The following is a 17,687-nucleotide window of genomic DNA, read 5'->3' on the forward strand; positions in this document are numbered from 1 at the left end:
AGCCATACGGAAACGCGTGAGCTGCTCGCCCCGGTGAACGGAGCCCCGCTCCGGTCGGCCCACCGCTTCTGTCCGGCCACGATGCTGAGATGGTGCGAAAACAACCGCTGGATGACCGGATCGTACGTATCGAATCCGGCCTGCTGCCTGTCGGTGGAGAACGGATGCGCCGGCTCACCGGGCGGCGGCCGCTGGAGTTCGACCCGTCCTGGGAGAACCCCCGCCCCGGGGGGGGCATCGCGAAGCGGCCCTCAAACACCCGGCCCCACTCACGTGGCGGAAGCAGCATGGGCCACAGGCGCCACAGGTGCGCTGTGCGGCATGATGAGGTCATGCGGACACGATCTGTACTCATCTACGACGGAGACTGCGCATTCTGCACCTCCTCCGTCATGTTCGCCGAACGCCGTCTCCGGCCGCGCTGCGAAATCATCCCCTGGCAGTTCGCGGATCTGGACTCGCTCGGGACCACTCGAGAGCGAGCCGAGTACGAGCTGCTGTGGATCACGCAGGCCGGAGCGATCCACGGGGGCGCGCAGGCTGTTGCCAAACTGCTCCTGCACGCGGGCAGAGGCTGGGCTGTTCCGGGTGCGCTGCTCACCCTGCCCCCACTTCGCTGGATCGCTCACGGCGTCTACCGGCTTGTGGCGAACAACCGCGAAAAAATGCCAGGTGGCACGCCCGCCTGCGCCCTCCCCGCAGGCGGTCGGCCTCACACTCACACGTCTTCGCCGCCCTCCGCCCGCTGAGCACCCGGCTCAGTGCGCCTGACGAAGCTCCATCAGGCATCAGGCATCAGGCATCGGTGCATCCGGTGTCCGGGAAGCCGGCAGGTGTCCCGTTCGCGTACCACGGCTGACGCCTGCCTGCACGCAGGCGGTACGCCCCTGCTGTGCGCGGCGGGGCGTCCGTCGAGGCGGCTGCCCGACACGTCTGCACGTGCCGGCCGTCCATTGCGGCCGGACGCCACCGTCGTTCATCGGCCGTCCTGAGAGGGGGGCCTGCGAACCTGTTCGGGTCAGAGCTGGAATTCTGCGGGCGACAGGCCCAGCGCCGTGCAGGCTTCTCGGAGGATCATGTGCTCGGCCTGGGAGAAGTTGCCGTCGGCCCCGGCGATGACAATGCCGGTCTGGAGTACGGCCCTTGCCTCCGTCGGCTTCTTGGCGGTCTTGGCGATCTCCTGCATCGCCTCGGCCCTGCCCTGCTGGAAGTTGATGCTCAGCTGGTCCACATGCTTGTTGAAGCGTGTGCGCAACTGCTCCGGCGGGAAGTTCTGCAGAACGTCGTTGCCCAGGATCATCGACTCCACATGCTGACGCTCGGCAGGGTCCACGTGTCCGTCCGCGGCCGCGACGAGTGCGCACATCGCCATGCTCGCGTCCCGGTAGGCGCCGCTCTTCAGCTCCGTCTTAAGAGAGGCGAGCTGTGACTTCAGCGTGCCGACCAGCTGGGCGCGCGAACCACCGCCGGATCCATGCCCGCCGCTGTGTCCCGCCGCAGGTCCGCGCGCTCCTTGGGACTGCTGCAGATTCTTGGCCTGGTCCTTGAGCCGGTCCCACACTGCCATTGAGGTCACCTCGGTCTTCGTCTGAGTTGTCGGTCACGAGCCCGTGCGCTCATCCGGTCAACGGCCGGAGGTGGGTAAAGGTTCCGCAAAGTAGCTGATGTTTTTCTGGTCGGTTCAGCAATGGGGGACCGGTGGACGTCGGCCGTGTCCAGCCCGCTGCGCACATTGCGGCCCTGTACCGCCTCCGCCGCCTGAGGGCGCTCCCTGCCCTGGGTTCCCGCAACGCCCAACCATCTTCTCCAGTTCACCGTCCTGGGGTCTGCGAGGCCTCATGCCGAAGTCGGCCACCCCTGCTCCGGCTACCTGGCGTCCGGCAGAGGTGCTCGGGTCCGGGTGGATGCGGGCAACGGATCGCCGGCCCAGTCGCGGCGACACCTCCGTTCCGTCTTGATGAACTGGACGCGAGCTGGATCTCGTACCTGTACGTCGGCCGCGGCGCGGACCTTTTCACCGCTTGCTGCGCCGGGTTGTACGCAGACATGCGGTTCACCGGGGCCATCCCGCTGTACGGGCCGCCCGGTATCGCTGACCGGCTGGCGCACTTCCTCACGAACAGCTCGGCGCAGCCCGGTGGAGTCCGCCTTCACCATCCATGAGCTCTGCTACGGGCATCGGGCTCGCGTCGGCGCGCTCACTCCGACCGGCCGAGCGGTAGCTCATGGCATGCCGGTGTTCGCCGTGCGCATCGAGACCGCAGGCAGATCGCTGGTCCACTCCAGGGACACGGCTCCGTGCTCGGGCCTCGTGGAGCTCTCCGAGAGGTGTGACGTACTGCTCGGGCGGCAGCCTTCACTCATCGCCGGTACCTCTGCGTGGATACAGGGCAACCATCCGTGGTGTTCGCGAGTCACATCAAGTAGGAGTAAAACGCTCTCAGAGACACAAGGGGGAAATATGGCAATTCTGCGTAGCATCACCGCTGCCGGGGCGTTCACCGCGCTCGTGGTGGGCGCTACGGTCGCGTTCGGCGCGACCGCCTCCGCCGCGCCGAACGTCACGCCGCAGGGTGTCTGCGGCAAGGCGTACAAGACCGTGAACTCGGCGCCCGTCGGCTCGCTGGGCACCGTCTACCTGACGTACAACGCGTCCAACGGCAAGAACTGTGTCGCAACCATCCGCGCCAACCCGGGGGCGGCCAAGCACATGTCCGCGTACATCTACGTCCCCGCCACGGACGAGTGGGCCGGGGACGACGGAAACTTCACCTCGTACGCCGGGCCGGGCTATGTCTACGGCAAGGGCTACTGCGTGAGCTGGGGCGGCAGCATCGACAACGTGTACGTGTCGGTGGAGAATTCCAACTGCGCGTCCCTGAAGGAGCAGCGGACCACCGAGATCCGCTGATCCCGCCTCATCACCCGCTGCGCGTTCCCGCGCTCACAGGCGCGCTTCCCTTTCCGCTTCAGCTGTGGAGCCGGCCTGTGCCTTCGAAGGTGGTGGACCCGACAGGGAAACCTGCCGGGTCCACCACCGCATGTGAAAACCCGGCCCCGGCGTCCTTCGTCAGAGGACGTCTCGGGCTCGGTCCACTGTTCACGACCGCGGGTCCGGCCGGGCCTTCTCCATCCGCGCCGCCTTCCCCGCAGGAAACAGCCGCCCGCCCAGAAGCACTGAGCAGGCTCCGGCAGTCAGCAGGCCGCCCACGAGGAAGGTGTCCCGTACACCGAAGAGCGGCAGGACCAACCCGCCGATCGCGGCTCCTGCCGCGATTCCAGCGTTGCAGACACCGGAACTGGCTGCGAACGCGATGCCCGTGCGCCCCGGTGCGCAACGCGGCATCTCGTTCTGGGGGACCATGAACACCGGGACGAGTGCACCACCCAACAGCACCAGGAACCCCACGGCTGCCCTCGCATTGGTGCCGGCTGCGTAGAGACCGAGCATGCCCACCGCCTGGGTGACCACGACAGCAGTCAATACGGCGCGCGGGAAACGGTCCAGCAGCGCTCCGGTGACGCTCACCCCAGCCAGGCACGCGACCTCCAGGACCAGGAGCAAGGAGTTCACCGTGCTCGGGGAGAATCCGCTCACGTCACCCAGGAACTTCACGAGACAGGTGTATCCCGTGAACGCCCCGGTTCGTCGTCCGGAGCGGCCGGTCCTGCCTCCGCGATGCGCAGCCGCTCGCCGCACACCGCGCGGTCGTCGTCGACCCGGTCCGGTTCGCAGGATCACCAGGGTCCGCCGGCCTCCCGTAGCCCACACCCTCGCCGATCTCCCGCAGAAGATCGGCAGCGAGCCGGTCAGGAGGCAGCACGGTTCCCGCTACCGAGGGTCCAGGCCTCGACGTCGCGGTAGCGGATCGGTCCACGGCTACGGCCTGTATTGCTGCCGACCAGGTGGAGACGTTCGGCAGGCCACCGGACGCCGGTGAAGCCGGCGAGACCTTCGGCGATCTCCGACGCCGATGACCGGTCTCCTCGGCGGGCACGGGCCAACGTCAGATGGGGGCGTAGGGGGCGGCCCTCGAAGGCGACACCGCAGCTCCTGACCACCGTACGCACGTCAGCGGCGAGCACATGCAGTTCGTCGAGGTCTCCGTCGACTCCGCTCCACAGCACCCGGTCGTCAAAACTTCCACCGCCATGCAGCGCCAGGCGGGGTGGCCGGTGATCCGCCGCGAGGCGGGCGAGCGGCCGGAGCAGGAGTGGAACGGTCTCGGCCGGAAGCTCCCCGAGGAATGCCAGGGTGATGTGCCAGTCCTCGATGCGGTTCCACCGCATGTGCGGGTGTGTGCCGTAGGCGGGGCGCAACCGCCGGGCCAGTTCTTCTTTCGCGTGGTCGGGCGGGGCGAGGGCGATGAACACGCGAACGGTCGCGGGCTGAGTCTGTTCGTTCACAACCGACTTCGTACCGCATCCCTAAGGGTGTGGAACGGACCGGGTACGCAGAAGAGGCCCTCATTCGCGACACCGGCGAACCTGGGTCCGGTCGTCAGCAACACGGCGGACCCCCGACTCGCTGTTCGAGAGGACGAGGGCGTCAACTCGCTCACGGAGCAGGTGCTTTTGCGTGTGTTGTCTCAGCGGGAAAGGGAGGAGCGTCGGCAGACGGCGTGACTTGATGAGGGCGGGCCTCGTTGGGCCCGTGACCGGTGTCGAACGGTGAGTTTGGGGTCCTGATGGTGACGGCTCTGCAGAAGTGCCCCCAGGCGGACGCGATGCTGCGGTGCGGTGTTGTGGTGTTCGCTCTCGTTCTGACCGGCTGCGGTGGTGACCGTGAGGGTGGCGAGGACGACGCGAAGCCCACAGCAGGCGTGCCATCGGCAGTCACCTCCGCCCCGCCCCGTACGCCGGTGTCTCCGGGCGCGCTCACCTCCTCGACGCCGGAAGGGGCTGAGGAGGTGGCCAGAGCTGAGGTGCTGGAGGTCTACGGCCTGATGTGGAGGGAGAAGGCGAAGGCGTACCGGGCGGCCTCGGCGAAGGGGACGGCCCTGAAGCGGTACATGGACTCCCGCGCATTGGAGGCGTTGGAAGCAGATCTGGCCCGCATGAAAAAAGAGCGCACGGTGATGCGCGGCGATCTCGCGCACGAACCGGAGGTGTCCACGATCACTGTCGGAGCTCAGCCGCCCACCGCGATGGTCGAGGACTGTGTGGACGGCTCGACATGGCAGACCCTCGACACGACGACCGGGTGGCGGATCCCGCCACCGGCCGGTCAGCCGTCGCGCTATGCGGCCACAGCGAGAGTGGAGCGGGGCGCCGGGGGACGCTGGAGGATCACCGAGTACACCGCGGACAGAACCCGCTCGTGTGAGACCGCGTCCCCCGTCTCCCCGGCAACGGGCGAAGAAACACCGCGCCCAAGGGCCCCTGGCGCGGATGCCACTTGAACCTCATGCTGCCGGAAACGCCAGAAATCCTCCGCCCAGTCCTGCCCCGCCCCCGGCTTCGCCGGACGGCACGGCTGGGCGGTGGTCGCAGCCTCGCCTCAGTCGCGTACGGTCCTCGCTCCGGCTCGGTCGGCTACCGGCACGCCGAGCGGACGCGCGAGCCCGACCACGCCTTCATCGAGGCGTTGCAGATGACGCAGTACGCGGAAGGTCACCGTGCCGGAAGGCACGCTGCCGGATCCGGAGTCCCGCAGTGTCGAGGCGATGCTGGCACCTGACCGGACCTCACCCCCCGCCCCCTCGTTCTCGACATGTGCGGCGAGCACCCCGATGTTGTGGGCGATGCGCTGCCCGGCCCGTAGAAGGCGGGGGTCGGCAGCGACGGTTTTGCTGTGCGGCACGAGCTCGGCGGTCGCCGCGAGTGACCGGGCTTGGTATGCGCATGTCTCCAGGAGCGCCACCAGATAGCGAACGGTCTGCCGCCGGCCACGCAGAGGGGTCATGGGGTAGGTCAACGGGCGGGTGGACTCCCGTAGTTCGTCCAGAGCCTTGTCCAAACTGCGGGCCAGGCCGAGCAGGTCGGACGCAGGCCCGCCACTGAGCTGCTCCACTGCCGCGGACGCGACATCGCCCAGCCGGTCCAGGACGGTGCCCAGCAGTTCGTCCGTACGGCGGTCGGTGTGCACCGGCAATACCAGGACGGCGGCGATGACGCCGCACGCGGCGCCGATCGCGGTTTCCTCGATACGCAGCACCAACACATCGAAACTGTACGAATTGAGCAGGGTGTAGAGCAGACCCAGCATGGCTGTGACGAAGAAGGACATGACCGCGTACGACAGCGGAGCGGTGTAGAACATCGCGAAGATGAAGACGAGGACGAGGGCGAAAGCGGCCCAGGTGTGGTCTCCGACCAGACCCGCCAGTGCCACACCGGCGACGGCGCCCAGCAGCGTGCCGAGGAGCCTTCGGTAACCCTTGACCAGGATCTCGCCGGTGGACGCGGTGTTGAGGAAGACCACCCAGCAGGTGAGAACGGCCCAGTACCAGCGTTGGCTGGAGAGCAGCTCTCCGCCGACCATGGCCAGGACCGAGCCGACCGATACCTGGAAGGCCGCCCTGGTGGTGGGACGCTGCAGCCCGGCACGGTCCTCGTCCCCGGACTTTTCGGAGGAGGCGATCGCAAGGTCCTCCGCGTCGAATTCCTCACGGGAGCGGGTGGTCGCCGGCGAGTCGTCGGACTCGTCCTGGGGGCCGTCCAGCGCGAGACGCAGCCCCAGGACGGACCGGGCGGCCTCACCGATGCCGCGGAACGCGTCCTGGATGCCCGCTGGCGCCGGGGGAAGCTTGTCCTCCTCCCGGTAGCCGAGGAGCCTGTTGCGAATGTGAGCCACCGCCGTACCTTCGTCGCTCGACGCCGGCCGGACCACCAGGAGGTGCAAGGCCTTGAGATCCCGCCGTAGAGCGATGGTCGCGTCGTCCTCGGCCGGCCTCCAGTTCCCGGTGAGCGGCACGGGCGCGTGCGGCAGGTGCAGGGTGAGGGTGTCCGCGCGCTCGGCACTGCGAGCGTTCAACAGCAGCATGCCCAGGCGTTCCGTAGCGATCTCGGCGTCCGCGACCCGGCGTTGCAGCAGCGCCGCCTTGTCCGCGTCCTGTGTGCCTTCCTCCAGGCGTCCCTGGATCATGAGAGCGGTTTCGTGCAGCCGCGCGGTACGTAGCCTCAGGTCGTCGAGGACCTTCTCCAACTGCTCCGGCCCGGCGTCGAGCAGCTCGATCTGTATGGCGACGAGCTGAGCGACCCGCGTCCGGAAGGCATCGCGAAGCCGTGCCAGGACGCGTTGTGGCGTTTCCGGAACAACGGCGAAGCGCACCACCGCGCTGCAGCCGAACGCAATGGCCAAGGTCAGGCAGAGCTCCGGCAGGTGAGACGTGGAGGCCCCGACGAAGAGGGAGAGGAAGTAGATCTGGAAGCCGACAAGGCCCAGTGCAGTACCGCGTTCGCCGAAGCGCCTGCTGTAGACGGCCCCGAAAATGAGAGCCACGAAGAACAGCTCACCCGCAACGACCTGCGAGGTCAGTAGTGCGCCCAAGGACATCGCGACGAGCGCGACCGGCAGGCCGAGTGCGAGCGTGACCGCCTGGTCGCGTACCAGCTTGTCCTTGACCGCGAAGGTGGCAGTCATGGCTGTCATCGCACCGGCGACCATATGGGTGACACCGGTGCCGAGCAGGGCCAGAACCGCCAGGGTGAGCGTGATCGCCGAGACGGTCCGCAGTCCCGCTGTCAGCCGTAGCAGCCCCGGATCGGACGCCGTGAACCGATCCCGCATGATGGTCCCGCCCCGCCGACGCACTGCCCTCACCCTGCACTTTCTTCCGCTGTCCGCCTTGATCCACGTGCCGTTCAGCATTGCACGGAAGGGAACCCGAGGACGAATACCAGGCGGGCTCCCGGCGGAATTCCAAGGCCCTCGTCCGACTGCGGGTGAGGGTCCCCGGAGCGTTCACGCACACAGATTTCCCGGGGCAGGACCGCGCGGGGAGGACGTGCCTCCGACACGCCGCGAGAAAGCCGGACGCGTGCTCCGGATGAACCCGGGCATGCGCGGAGCATGGCCATTCTGAGGACAGTCGCCCGCCCTTTGCTCGCTTCCGTGTTCATCTCCGGCGGGCTCCGCACGCTCCGGGACCCGCATTCCGTGGAAGCCGCCGCTGATCCGGTGGCGCAGTCCCTCGCGGGACGCGTCCCGCAGTTGCCGGACGACACGGTGCGACTCGTACGGATCAACAGCGCCGTACAGCTGGGTGCCGGTGTGCTCCTCGCGGCAGGCCGCTTTCCGCGCGCCTCGGCTCTCACGCTGGCGGCCACGCTCGTGCCCACGACCCTGGCCGGGCAGGCCTGGTGGAAGACAGACGATTCTGATGAACGGGCTCGGAAGCGTGCCCAGTTCAGCAAGAACCTGTCCCTGTTCGGCGGCTTGCTGATCGCAGCGGCGGACACCCACGGCAAGCCCTCGTTGGCCTATCGTTCACGGGCAGCTGCGACTGCCGGCGGCCGTAGCGTCCGCAAGGCCCGGCACACGATGGGCACTGCCCTGTCCGAAAAGGCGCATGGAGTCCGGTCGGCCGCCGACGCCGTGCGCGATCATCTCCCGGCGGGCTGACCTCGCAACGACTCCTGACCCGCGATGCTGCTGCGGGGCGCCGACCAGGTACTCGAGCATCTCATCGGCCTGCCGGAGGTTCAGGGCGGATCAGACCGCTCGAAGTGTGATCGCAGGATGTCCCAGGGCGGCATACGGCGCGTCCGGCTCCGGCGGAGATCACGCCCCCTGTCAGGGAGCCGGCTGTTCACCACCGCTGGGTGTATGGCTCAGATCCACGACGCAGAAAATATTGCCGTCCGGGTCGGCAAGCACCACGAAGTCCGGCTCGGGCGGGTAGAGGTCCCAGGCGACGGACTGCGCGCCGAGGCCGATCAGCCGCCTGACCTCTGCCTGTTGCTCCTCCGCCGAATCCGTGAAGAGGTCCAGATGGATACGGGGACGTGGCTCGGCCGGGGAAGCGCTGCGCATCAGGCCGAGCGCCCGGCCGGATCCGTCGGCGTGGTTGAGCGTCCGCCATGTTTCGCTCTGCCATTCCTGGACGGCGACCAGGCCCAGGGCCGCTGTCCAGAAGGCCACCGCGCGGGGGATGTCCGTGACACCGATGACAGGCATTCCGAGTCTCAGCATGGAGGCGAGCCTATCCAGTTCGCTCTTGCGAGAAGGAACGAAGACCGGAATGCATGACAGAGGAGGCCGTCTGCGGATCCTGCCTTCCCTGATGTCACTTCTGCGCCTGGTTCGTCGAGTACCGGTAGTGAAGCCATGGTGAACGGAAGGGGTCCTCGAGGGAAGCCCGCGGACCAGCAGCCGAACTGGATGTGGACGAGGGGGTCCGCTTCTCCCTGCCGCCGGTGAGGTCCACCGCGCTGGGGCGCTGCAGTCCTTGCGGCGGCACAAGCCCGGTCACCAGGTGCCACGCACCGGTCGGGTGGTGCTGGGGCCGTCGGATGGATGAGGGCGAGCGAACCGGCTGCTACCGCAGCGGCGACGGACACCAGGGGACGTATGAAGGGGCACTTTTCTCGGAGCGGAGGACCGCACGACCCCATGGTGGACCGCACCGAACCGCTGTCCGGCCGCCCTGTTCCACGGGCAGACCGGGCCCGCGGGCCGCACCGTCCTTTCTCAGGCGCCTGCTTCCGGCAGACGGGGGTACACGGATTTCAACGAACCCGAAGGAGTCAACCTCATGCTGGCGATAGCTGCGGCAGTACTGTTCGCCATCGCTGTCCTGATCAACGTTGCCGACATAACGGCCAACGAGGTCTTCGCCTCGGCGAACGCGATGCTGCTCGGCCTGGGCCTGTTGGCCTTGCACGCTGCAGGCATCGGCAGCGGACGGCGAGCAGGCCGACGATGACCGCCGCATGACCAGCTGACACCGTACGCATCGAGCCCGGTCGGCAGCGCCATCCCACAAGCTGCGCGCCGCCGGGCACCGTAGCTCGATGCGCGCCCCTACTGCACCGGTGCATCGGCACACGCGTACCGGCTGCAGATCCGACCCGGACACTCGCGAAGAAGGAGAGAGCGCAATGACCTCGTTCATGACGACCTCAGCTGCAGACGCCTCAGCCGCTCCCGCATGGTTACACGTGGTGGTGATGGCAGCGGCTGTCCTGATCCTGATCTACAGTCTCGCCCGACGCAGCAGCTGACCGGCTTCGTTCACATGAAGTGGTTCTGGAACAACTTCTGTACTTGATCCTGCTGGGGATCTTGGAGTTTTCCAGTGCGCCTGCGTGATCGATGGGCATGCCCGGGCTGTTCCGAAGACCGATGCAGCAACCGAGGTGTCCGCTGTCGCTCCCCCCGTGCCGGTGAGCAAGTCCCTTCTTCGACCGCGTGAATCGCACAGGCAAGCAGCCCAGGCGGTACGACGGTGATGTGGAGACAGGACTGGACGGGCTGTGATGCGACGATGACTTGGCGGGCTGGTACCCGCGTGACGGACGCCCCGGTCCAACTGGCCACCTTGTGCGTTCTGCAGTTCCTGATGGGCATGTCGGACCGGCAGGCAGCAGAGGCGGTCCGCTGTCGCATGGATTTCACCTACGCCATGGCCTTGGAACCGGAAGATCCCGGTTTCCCTCACAGTGTGCTCGCCGACCTCCGCCAGCGCCTCGCCGAAGAAGGCCGCACCCACCGTCTCCTCGACCTGCCACTCGTCCGCCTGAAAGAGGCGGGGCTGGCGAGCGAACGCACTACGCAGCGCACCGACTTCACCCATGTTGTGGCTGCGGTGCGCGACCTGGCCCGGCTGGAACTGGTCACCGAAGCGGTCCGTGCCACGCTCGAAGAAGTGATCCGCACAGCCGGATACCTGCTTGCCGGCCTGGTCGACGAGGAACGGGGATGCCGCTATGGCCGCCGGGTCCGCCTGGGCAGGAAGCCCACCCGGCCCAAAACCCGGACCCTGGCCGCAGGCAACGACGTGCTCCGGAGATCTGAGAGGCCCGGTCGGCCACCGGCTGAAGCCGACCGTCGGCGTGAGGGTGCGCAAGCGGTCGATGCCGAGCATGCCATAGCGCCACGTCGTCGCCTCCCGGACGGCAGTCGCGGCAGGATCGATCCGAGCGAAAGCGTGATGAGCCCAAGCAGTGCACCACTACGAGATCTGGTCGAGCGGATGGCAGGCCATGGGCCGCGACCAGCTCGTCGTGCGCGGGATCTACACGCACATCGAGATGCTCGTGACCTCGAGCGCGTACCCGGGGTGCGAAACGAACGAGCCGAGCGCCGTCGTCGGTGAAGACGGCGCGCCGGTCGTGCTGGTCGAGGTCCTCACCCACCGCCTGCGGCCAGTGGTGCCGACCCCGGGCAGGTGGATGGCGCGCTTACCCCCCAGGTCTACCTACGACTCGTACAGCCTGGGCGCACTGGACGGTGACAGGCACAGTGGACTGCGCTCACAGAGCGGCCAAGCGCGCGTCGCGATCAGTACGTAGGTCGCGGCGCGCGCTTGGTCATGCCCCCACGCGCTTGGCCGACGCTGTGACGTGTCAGGCGAACCCGCTGAAACCGGGTTGTGCGCGTGAGAGGTTCTCAGGCGGTGGAGCGGTTGCCCCGGCGTGCCACGAGCGCGGCCTCGGTGCTGGGGTGGGCGGGCAGCAAGGTGTCCATCCCGGTGACGCTGAGCAGGCGGCCCAGCCGTTCGGGAATGGCCGCCAGGGTCAGGGAGCCGTTGGCGTCCTTGGCGCAGCGCCAGATGCCGATGAGGGCTCCCAGCCCTGAGGAGTCGCAGAAGGTGACGCCCGCCAGGTCGGCTATCAGGTCGGGATGTCCGGCCGCGATGAGGTCCAGGGCACGGGACCGTACGGCGGATGCGGTGGTGATGTCGAATTCGCCGGACAGCGCGATCACCGCCAGGGCGCCGTCGGTGTACGGGACGTCGATGTGGAATACGTCGGTCATGGGCGTCGGTTCTCCTGCCCGACGGCGACGTCGGCGGTCGGGGCGGCGGCGCTGTGAGCGGTGGTGGTGATGCCTGCGGGAGCGGCATCGGGGGTGGGAACGGACAGGGCCAGTAGGGCCACGTCGTCGCGTTCGGTGTCAGGGAGTGTGTCCAGCAGTGCGACGGTGTCGTCGATCAGGATGCCGGCGCTCACCGGTCCCGGCCGCCGGGCCAGGAAGTCGGTCAGGCCCGTATCGGCGAGCATGTGGCCATCGGAGGTTCGGGCCTCGGTCAGCCCGTCGGTGTACAGCAGCAGTCCCTCGCCGGGTGCCAGGTGCAGGGTGCGTGAGGCGAAGACGGCTTCGGCGAACGCGCCGACCAGCATGCCGCCCTTGGCGCGAACCGCTTCGACCCGCACCCCGCCGCCCTCGGTGGGGCGCAGGTGGTAGGCGGGCGGGTGGCCGCCGGTGGCCAGCGTGACCGTGAAACCGCCGTCCCCGGCGGGATCCAGCAGGCCGAAGACGGCGGTGCAGAAGCGGGTACCGACCGCCGCGTCCAGCAGCAGCGCGGTGTTCAGTGCCTTCAGCGCGGCTGTGGGATCCGCGTCGACGAGGGCTGCAGCCCGCAGTGTGTAGCGGGTCAGTGAGGTGACCGAGGCGGCTTCAGCGCCTTTCCCGCACACATCGCCCAGGAAGAAAGCCCACCGGCCCCCGTCGACGGGGAAGACGTCGTAGAAGTCGCCGCCCACTTCCTGAGGGGAGGCGGTCTTGTAATGGCAGGCCAGCTCCAGCCCCGGTACCGCGGGCAGTACGGGAGGCACCAGGGTGCGCTGCAGGGTCGAGGCGAACGCGGCTATGGCCGCCCTGTCCCGCTCGGCACGCTGCCTGGCCTCTTCCTCCGCCTGGCGTTTGTCCTGCTCGACCCTGCGGCGCTCCTGCTCGACGCGCACCACGTGCAACGCCGAGAGCCTCAACTCCAGTTGGTCACACACCACGGCGGCCAGGTCCCCGAGGACGGAGGCATCGGCCTCACTGATCTCGCGGGGGCGGGTGTCGAGGATGTTGACCGTGCCCAGCCGGTACCCGTCCGCGGTGATGATGGGAGCGGCGGCGTAGAACCGCACCCCCATCGGGCCGGCGACCAGCGGATTGGAGCAGGCGACCGGATCCAGCAACGTGTCAGGGATGACGGTGGTGTCATCGGTCAGCACCGCCGAGGCGCACAGCCCGGGATCGCGGCCGATCTCGGTGACGCCTTCCAGGCCGTGGGTGGCCTTGAACCAGATCCGGTCCTCGTCCACGATCGTCACCGTGGCCACCGGCACCTCGAACAGCCGCGCGGCCAGAGCCGCGACTCGGTCGTACGCGCCGTCCGGTGGGGTGTCGAGGATGTCGTAACGGCGCACCGCCGCCATCCGCGCCGCCTCGACCGATGCGACCAGGGGATCGTTCGGTGCTATCACAGGCGGGCTCGCTTGTTCCGGCATGTTCCTCGTCTCGCTCATCCCCCCAGGAAGGCGCCGACCGGACAGCCAGCACCCCGGCACTCTACCGACCGCCCCCGCGTCACCCGATTTCGCGCCGAGATTCATGGAACAGTGACCCACGCACCGACCCCACAACTGAGCACCCGACGTCGACCAGGAGCAGCCGCACGCGGTGGAGGTACGCCGCCAACACCGGATCTACGATCTGACCCGTCTGCTCCACCTGCAGATCGTCCTGGACGAATCGGCACCGCACCGCGTCGTCGGCAGCCCGGATGTCATGCGCGAACAACTGGAACGCCTGAACGTGCTCGGCGCCGAGCCGCACATCACGATGCAGGTCCTCCCCTGCACCGCGGACGCCCACCCGGGCCTGTCGGGACCGTTCTCCATCCTGCAGTTCGCCGACAGTCCTCAGGCGCAGTCGGCGCCCCTCCGGCGGTTCCCCTGGGCCGACGCCTGGCCATGGCCGAGAAGGTGTTCGGGATCAGTGGCGCCTACGACGAGGGGGTCCGGGCGTTGTTCCGCTGTGACGGAGGAGTGGTCGGCGCAAGCCCTGGCCGACCACCTCGTCGTCCGTCAGGATCTCATCGGAATCAGAACCGAAGTCAATGTCGATGTCGAAGCCGACGTCGCCTGGGTGACGGAACCACCGGTGAAAGATCTCGACCTGTACAACCATGTCGTGGAAGCGAGCATGGAGATCGCCTCCGGGCTCGCGGTCGTCATGGGCTGTTCCGATTATCTTGACGACGCACCGCGGATCCATGTCGAGCCCGGCTGGGTGCGGCTTCGGGTACAGAAATCAAATCTGGCCGCAGCGGCAGTCGCCGGGATCTCTTCCGACGAATCACCGGACACCGTTGAGCGCGTCAAGATCGAGATGTGGCCCCAAGGGCCCTCCGCTCCGTCCGTACTCAAGCGGTGGCACTGACAGGAAAGCGTAGGCGCCACGCCGGCCGGCACGGGGCAGAGCCCCATCCAACTGCCCTGGGCACGGGTGACCGCCCTTTCCCCCCAGCGCCCGGAGGGAAAGTGCGCGTACCGGACGGCCGCGAACGCCTCACCGTACGGGATCTGCGCGGAGAAGGGGAGCGCCCCGCCCGGCGTACGGAAGACGCGGCAGGATGGACTGGGATTGTAAAACGCTCGGTGTAACTCCCGATCATGGAAGATGCATCGATGACCAGCAACAACGTGACCGAGACCGAGCCCGTGGAGCTGTTTGAGGGGGTGCCGGCGAAATCTGTGGACGGCCGGCTGATTGATGAGCTGGTGGGCCGGGCTCAGGCCGAGGACCTTCAGCTGACCAGTGAGGGCGGGCTGCTGCAGCAGCTGACCAAGCGGCTCCTGGAGTCCGCTCTCGAGGGCGAGAACACCGACCGCCTCGGCTACTATGACAAGCATGATCCCGCCGGGAAGAACGGCGGAAAAAGCGCAACGGAACCCGCGGCAGGACCGTGCTCACCGACATCGGCCCGGTGGAGCTAAACGTGCCCCGCGACCGCGAGGGCTCCTTCGAGCCGAAGAGCGTCAAGAAACGGCAGAAGCGTCTGCCCGGTGTGGACCAGATGGTCATCTCGCTTTCGGCGAAGGGCCTGACGACCGGGTGGGGTCCAAGCTCACCTGTCCGAGGTCCATGGGGGCCGAAGGCCCGCGTCGTCCTCGACATGGCGAAGGCTGATCTCCGGACGAGTGGCATCCTGGTCACGGCCCGCACGGCCCGCACGGCCCGCACGGCCCGCACGGCCCCTGGCCGGACGCCTCTGTTCGTCGGAATCAGGGGCCTGGTGACGGAGGTGGGCGGCCTGATGATCCATGGCGCGGTCACCGCCCGGGAGCACGGTGTGCCGGTCATCGCGGGAGTGGAGCGGGCCCCCCGACTGATCCCGGACGGTCAGCGCATCCGCGTCCACGGAACCGACGGATATGTCGAGATCCTGCTGTGACGCCCCCACCGGGAGGCCGTCGAAGGCCCGGCCGACCGCGGGTGTCGCCCCTGTGAACGAACCACCTGCTTCATCCCACCCAACTCGTCTTCACTCTTTCAGGTGAATTAATCGAATGCCTGACTGTGGCTTCTTTGTTCTAGATAACGTGCGTACCGGACGGCCCGGCGGAGCCGGTCCGTAACACTCGGGGACAGGGGTGCGGGGATGACGGACGATTCTTCGATCCGGGGCGGCGGGCTGTCGCGGCGCAGGCTGCTCGCATCGTCGGCCGCCGCGGGCGGTGCGGTCTGGTTGCTGCGCGGGCTCATCCGGCCGGGCGACGCCCACGCGGCCTCGGCGCCGCCGGGCTTCCCGGCGGGGGTCGACCTCCATCTGCGCGTCTACGAGAACTGGGCCGGTGAGATCCGTACCGACCCGCTGTGGACGTGCGTGCCGCGCGGTCCTCAGGAGGTGCTCGATGTCGTCAACTGGGCTCATGGCGCCGGTTGGACGGTGCGCCCGCAGGGGCGGCGGCACGGCTGGGCGCCCCTGACGGTGGCCGACGGCACACCGGCGGCGGCCCGGGTCGTGCTGCTGGACACCACCGCACACCTGACCGCCATGTCGCTGGAGCGGGAGGCCGGTGACGGGTCGGCCGAGGTCCGGGTCCAGGCCGGTGCCTCGCTCGAGACGCTGCTCGCGTTCGCCGGCGCGAGGGGATACGGGGTGGTCTCCGCGCCGGCACCCGGCGAGCTCTCGGTCGGCGGTGCGCTCGCCATCGGGGCGCACGGCACAGCCGTCCCCGCCGTCGGCGAGAGCCCGTCGCCCGGCCAGGGTCACGGCTCGCTGAGCAGCCTGGTCACCGAGGTGACCGCGGTCGTCTGGGACGACGCTGCCGGCCGCTATGTCCTGCGGACCGTCGGCCGGGCGGAGCCGGACTGCGGGGCGCTCCTGACCCACCTCGGCCGCTCGCTCGTCACCGAGGCCGTCCTGCGGATGGGCACCGACCACAACCTGCGCTGCCAGTCCTTCGTGGACATCCCCGCCACCGAACTGTTCGCCGCCCCCGGTGCTCCGGCCGGTACGCGGACGCTGGCCGGTTTCGTGGACCGTACCGGCCGGGCGGAGGCGATCTGGTTCGCCTTCACCGATCGCCCTTGGCTGAAGGTCTGGAGTGTCAGCCCGCGTCGGCCCTTCGCGTCCCGTGAGGTCCATGAGCCGTACAACTACCCGTTCTCCGACTCCCTCCCCGAGCCGGTGGCCCGGCTGGCCGGTGACCTGGTCTCCGGGGCCTGGGCGAGCGCCCCACTCTTCGGGCAGGTCCAGTACCTGCTGACCAAGGTCGCGCTGACCGGCGACATCAGCGACGTCCTGCTCTCGGGGACGCTCGTGCGGGACGTGCTGACCGGCGACGTCCTCACCCACCTGCTGGCAGGCGGCCTGCGCTCGGACCTGTGGGGCGCCTCCCGCAACCTGTTGCAGTACGTGCAGCCCACCACGCTGCGCGAGAGTGCCAACGGATACGCCGTCCTCACCCGCCGCGCCGATCTGCAGTGGGTGGTCAGCCGGTTCGCCGACTTCTACCGCACGCTGCTCGCCCAGTACGCGGCACGCGGCGAGTACCCGGTCAACGGCCAGGTGGAGATCCGTGTGACCGGCCTGGAGGATCCGTCCGCGAGCGGCGTTCCCGGCGCGCGACCCCCGCTGCTGTCCGCCCTGCGACCGCGCGCGGACCGGCCGGACTTCGACACCGCCGTATGGATCGACGTCCTGTCCCTGCCGGACACACCGGCCCTGCACCGCTTCTACCGCGACATCGAGCAGTTCCTCCTGAGCCTGGACGGCGACCGGGCGACGGTCCGCGTCGAATGGTCCAAGGGCTGGGCGTACACCGACACCGCCGCCTGGTCCGACCCGGACGTCCTCACCCGCCACGTCCCCGCCAGCCACCGCGCCGGAGGCGGACCGGGCTGGGACGACGCGGTGGCGGTACTCGACCGGCTCGACCCCCACCGCGTACTGTCCAGCCCTTTCCTGGACACACTGCTGCGCTGAGCCCGCGCACCGGTGGACGACTGCGCTCCGACCGGACGCGGGCCCTCCGGGATCACGGCGCTCGACCGGCTCGACGTCCCGGTCACCACCGGCACGAGCGCCTTCGGTCCCGGCCCGGCACCCTCACCGGCCTCCCGGCAGGCACCGCCCCGGCCCCCGGAATACGAGCCTCACGCTGATGTGCCGGGGTCAGGACCGGCGTCCACGCAACCGCTCGACCAGCCCGCGCGCCTGGTTGCGCTTGCGCGGGTCGGCGGCGGCCCGCCGGGCCGACGCGATCGTCCGCTGTCCCTGCGGGCTGCGGGTGAACTG

The 17,687-nt window shown here is 68.6% G+C and carries 15 protein-coding genes and 2 pseudogenes; 10 read left to right on the forward strand and 7 right to left on the reverse strand.

Features of this window, described 5'->3' with window-relative positions:
- Positions 1-332 precede the first annotated feature (332 nt).
- Positions 333-749, forward strand: a complete 417-nt coding sequence (locus VN520_RS04955) for a DUF393 domain-containing protein (RefSeq protein ID WP_325745602.1) — start codon at positions 333-335, stop codon at positions 747-749.
- Between the two features lie 269 nt (positions 750-1,018).
- On the opposite strand, the gene VN520_RS04960 is transcribed toward VN520_RS04955, so the two are convergent.
- Positions 1,019-1,567, reverse strand: a complete 549-nt coding sequence (locus VN520_RS04960) for a tellurite resistance TerB family protein (protein WP_325745603.1) — start codon at positions 1,565-1,567, stop codon at positions 1,019-1,021.
- 894 nt (positions 1,568-2,461) lie between these two features.
- On the opposite strand from VN520_RS04960, the gene VN520_RS04965 reads away from it, so the two are divergent.
- Positions 2,462-2,911, forward strand: coding sequence for a spore-associated protein (locus VN520_RS04965; protein WP_325745604.1), 450 nt, complete (start codon positions 2,462-2,464; stop codon positions 2,909-2,911).
- A 189-nt stretch (positions 2,912-3,100) separates the two neighbouring features.
- On the opposite strand, the gene VN520_RS04970 is transcribed toward VN520_RS04965, so the two are convergent.
- Together VN520_RS04970 and thpR are read right to left on the reverse strand one after the other, a co-directional pair.
- Positions 3,101-3,616 (reverse strand): MFS transporter, encoded by a 516-nt coding sequence (locus VN520_RS04970; RefSeq protein ID WP_325745605.1) that lies wholly within the window; start codon positions 3,614-3,616, stop codon positions 3,101-3,103.
- Between the two features lie 194 nt (positions 3,617-3,810).
- Positions 3,811-4,407: an RNA 2',3'-cyclic phosphodiesterase gene (thpR, locus tag VN520_RS04975; protein WP_325745606.1), complete on the reverse strand. Its 597-nt coding sequence runs from the start codon at positions 4,405-4,407 to the stop codon at positions 3,811-3,813.
- 281 nt (positions 4,408-4,688) lie between these two features.
- Here thpR and VN520_RS04980 point away from each other — a divergent pair, with 281 nt between their 5' ends.
- Positions 4,689-5,402: a secreted protein/lipoprotein gene (locus tag VN520_RS04980; protein WP_325745607.1), complete on the forward strand. Its 714-nt coding sequence runs from the start codon at positions 4,689-4,691 to the stop codon at positions 5,400-5,402.
- 98 nt (positions 5,403-5,500) lie between these two features.
- Here the strand turns inward: VN520_RS04980 and VN520_RS04985 are convergent, their stop codons facing one another.
- Positions 5,501-7,732 (reverse strand): FUSC family protein, encoded by a 2,232-nt coding sequence (locus tag VN520_RS04985; RefSeq protein WP_325745608.1) that lies wholly within the window; start codon positions 7,730-7,732, stop codon positions 5,501-5,503.
- Between the two features lie 282 nt (positions 7,733-8,014).
- Here VN520_RS04985 and VN520_RS04990 point away from each other — a divergent pair, with 282 nt between their 5' ends.
- Entirely contained in the window at positions 8,015-8,566 is a 552-nt protein-coding gene (locus VN520_RS04990) for a DoxX family protein (protein WP_325745609.1), read from the forward strand.
- Between the two features lie 171 nt (positions 8,567-8,737).
- Here VN520_RS04990 and VN520_RS04995 read toward each other — a convergent pair whose 3' ends face one another.
- Complete coding sequence (locus VN520_RS04995) at positions 8,738-9,136, reverse strand: VOC family protein (RefSeq protein ID WP_325745610.1); 399 nt, start codon at positions 9,134-9,136, stop codon at positions 8,738-8,740.
- Between the two features lie 562 nt (positions 9,137-9,698).
- On the opposite strand from VN520_RS04995, the gene VN520_RS05000 reads away from it, so the two are divergent.
- Together VN520_RS05000 and VN520_RS05005 are read left to right on the forward strand one after the other, a co-directional pair.
- Positions 9,699-9,869: a hypothetical protein gene (locus VN520_RS05000; protein ID WP_325745611.1), complete on the forward strand. Its 171-nt coding sequence runs from the start codon at positions 9,699-9,701 to the stop codon at positions 9,867-9,869.
- A 585-nt stretch (positions 9,870-10,454) separates the two neighbouring features.
- Positions 10,455-11,261, forward strand: a complete 807-nt coding sequence (locus VN520_RS05005; RefSeq protein WP_325745612.1) for a transposase — start codon at positions 10,455-10,457, stop codon at positions 11,259-11,261.
- A 293-nt stretch (positions 11,262-11,554) separates the two neighbouring features.
- Here the strand turns inward: VN520_RS05005 and VN520_RS05010 are convergent, their stop codons facing one another.
- The gene (locus tag VN520_RS05010; protein ID WP_325745613.1) at positions 11,555-11,923 is read right to left on the reverse strand and encodes an STAS domain-containing protein; all 369 of its coding nucleotides are present in this window, start codon (positions 11,921-11,923) and stop codon (positions 11,555-11,557) included.
- Positions 11,920-13,365 carry a PP2C family protein-serine/threonine phosphatase gene (locus VN520_RS05015; RefSeq protein ID WP_325745614.1) on the reverse strand — a complete coding sequence of 482 codons (1,446 nt, stop codon included), beginning with the start codon at positions 13,363-13,365 and terminating at the stop codon, positions 11,920-11,922. Before VN520_RS05015 ends, VN520_RS05010 begins: the two co-directional genes overlap by 4 nt.
- A 196-nt stretch (positions 13,366-13,561) precedes the next feature.
- Here VN520_RS05015 and VN520_RS05020 point away from each other — a divergent pair, with 196 nt between their 5' ends.
- From VN520_RS05020 to VN520_RS05035, 4 genes and pseudogenes are all read left to right on the forward strand, one after another.
- Positions 13,562-14,323, forward strand: coding sequence for a Scr1 family TA system antitoxin-like transcriptional regulator (locus VN520_RS05020; protein ID WP_325745615.1), 762 nt, complete (start codon positions 13,562-13,564; stop codon positions 14,321-14,323).
- 248 nt (positions 14,324-14,571) lie between these two features.
- Positions 14,572-15,034 (forward strand): annotated as a pseudogene (locus VN520_RS05025) (transposase); the annotation flags it as partial.
- Between the two features lie 4 nt (positions 15,035-15,038).
- A pseudogene (locus tag VN520_RS05030) lies at positions 15,039-15,338 on the forward strand (PEP-utilizing enzyme); the annotation flags it as partial.
- A 207-nt stretch (positions 15,339-15,545) separates the two neighbouring features.
- The gene (locus tag VN520_RS05035) at positions 15,546-17,375 is read left to right on the forward strand and encodes a cholesterol oxidase substrate-binding domain-containing protein (RefSeq protein WP_325745616.1); all 1,830 of its coding nucleotides are present in this window, start codon (positions 15,546-15,548) and stop codon (positions 17,373-17,375) included.
- Positions 17,376-17,687 lie beyond the last annotated feature (312 nt).

Source organism: Streptomyces sp. (assembly GCF_035563135.1).
GTDB lineage: Bacteria > Actinomycetota > Actinomycetes > Streptomycetales > Streptomycetaceae > Streptomyces.

What these genes read in the sequence shown, in the direction of transcription:
- VN520_RS04955 (WP_325745602.1), top strand. Translation starts at nt 333, where the DNA reads ATGCGGACACGATCTGTACTCATCTACGACGGAGACTGCGCATTCTGC.
- VN520_RS04960 (WP_325745603.1), bottom strand. Translation starts at nt 1,567, where the DNA reads ATGGCAGTGTGGGACCGGCTCAAGGACCAGGCCAAGAATCTGCAGCAG.
- VN520_RS04965 (WP_325745604.1), top strand. Translation starts at nt 2,462, where the DNA reads ATGGCAATTCTGCGTAGCATCACCGCTGCCGGGGCGTTCACCGCGCTC.
- VN520_RS04980 (WP_325745607.1), top strand. Translation starts at nt 4,689, where the DNA reads ATGGTGACGGCTCTGCAGAAGTGCCCCCAGGCGGACGCGATGCTGCGG.
- VN520_RS04985 (WP_325745608.1), bottom strand. Translation starts at nt 7,732, where the DNA reads ATGCGGGATCGGTTCACGGCGTCCGATCCGGGGCTGCTACGGCTGACA.
- VN520_RS04990 (WP_325745609.1), top strand. Translation starts at nt 8,015, where the DNA reads ATGGCCATTCTGAGGACAGTCGCCCGCCCTTTGCTCGCTTCCGTGTTC.
- VN520_RS04995 (WP_325745610.1), bottom strand. Translation starts at nt 9,136, where the DNA reads ATGCTGAGACTCGGAATGCCTGTCATCGGTGTCACGGACATCCCCCGC.
- VN520_RS05000 (WP_325745611.1), top strand. Translation starts at nt 9,699, where the DNA reads ATGCTGGCGATAGCTGCGGCAGTACTGTTCGCCATCGCTGTCCTGATC.
- VN520_RS05010 (WP_325745613.1), bottom strand. Translation starts at nt 11,923, where the DNA reads ATGACCGACGTATTCCACATCGACGTCCCGTACACCGACGGCGCCCTG.
- VN520_RS05035 (WP_325745616.1), top strand. Translation starts at nt 15,546, where the DNA reads ATGACGGACGATTCTTCGATCCGGGGCGGCGGGCTGTCGCGGCGCAGG.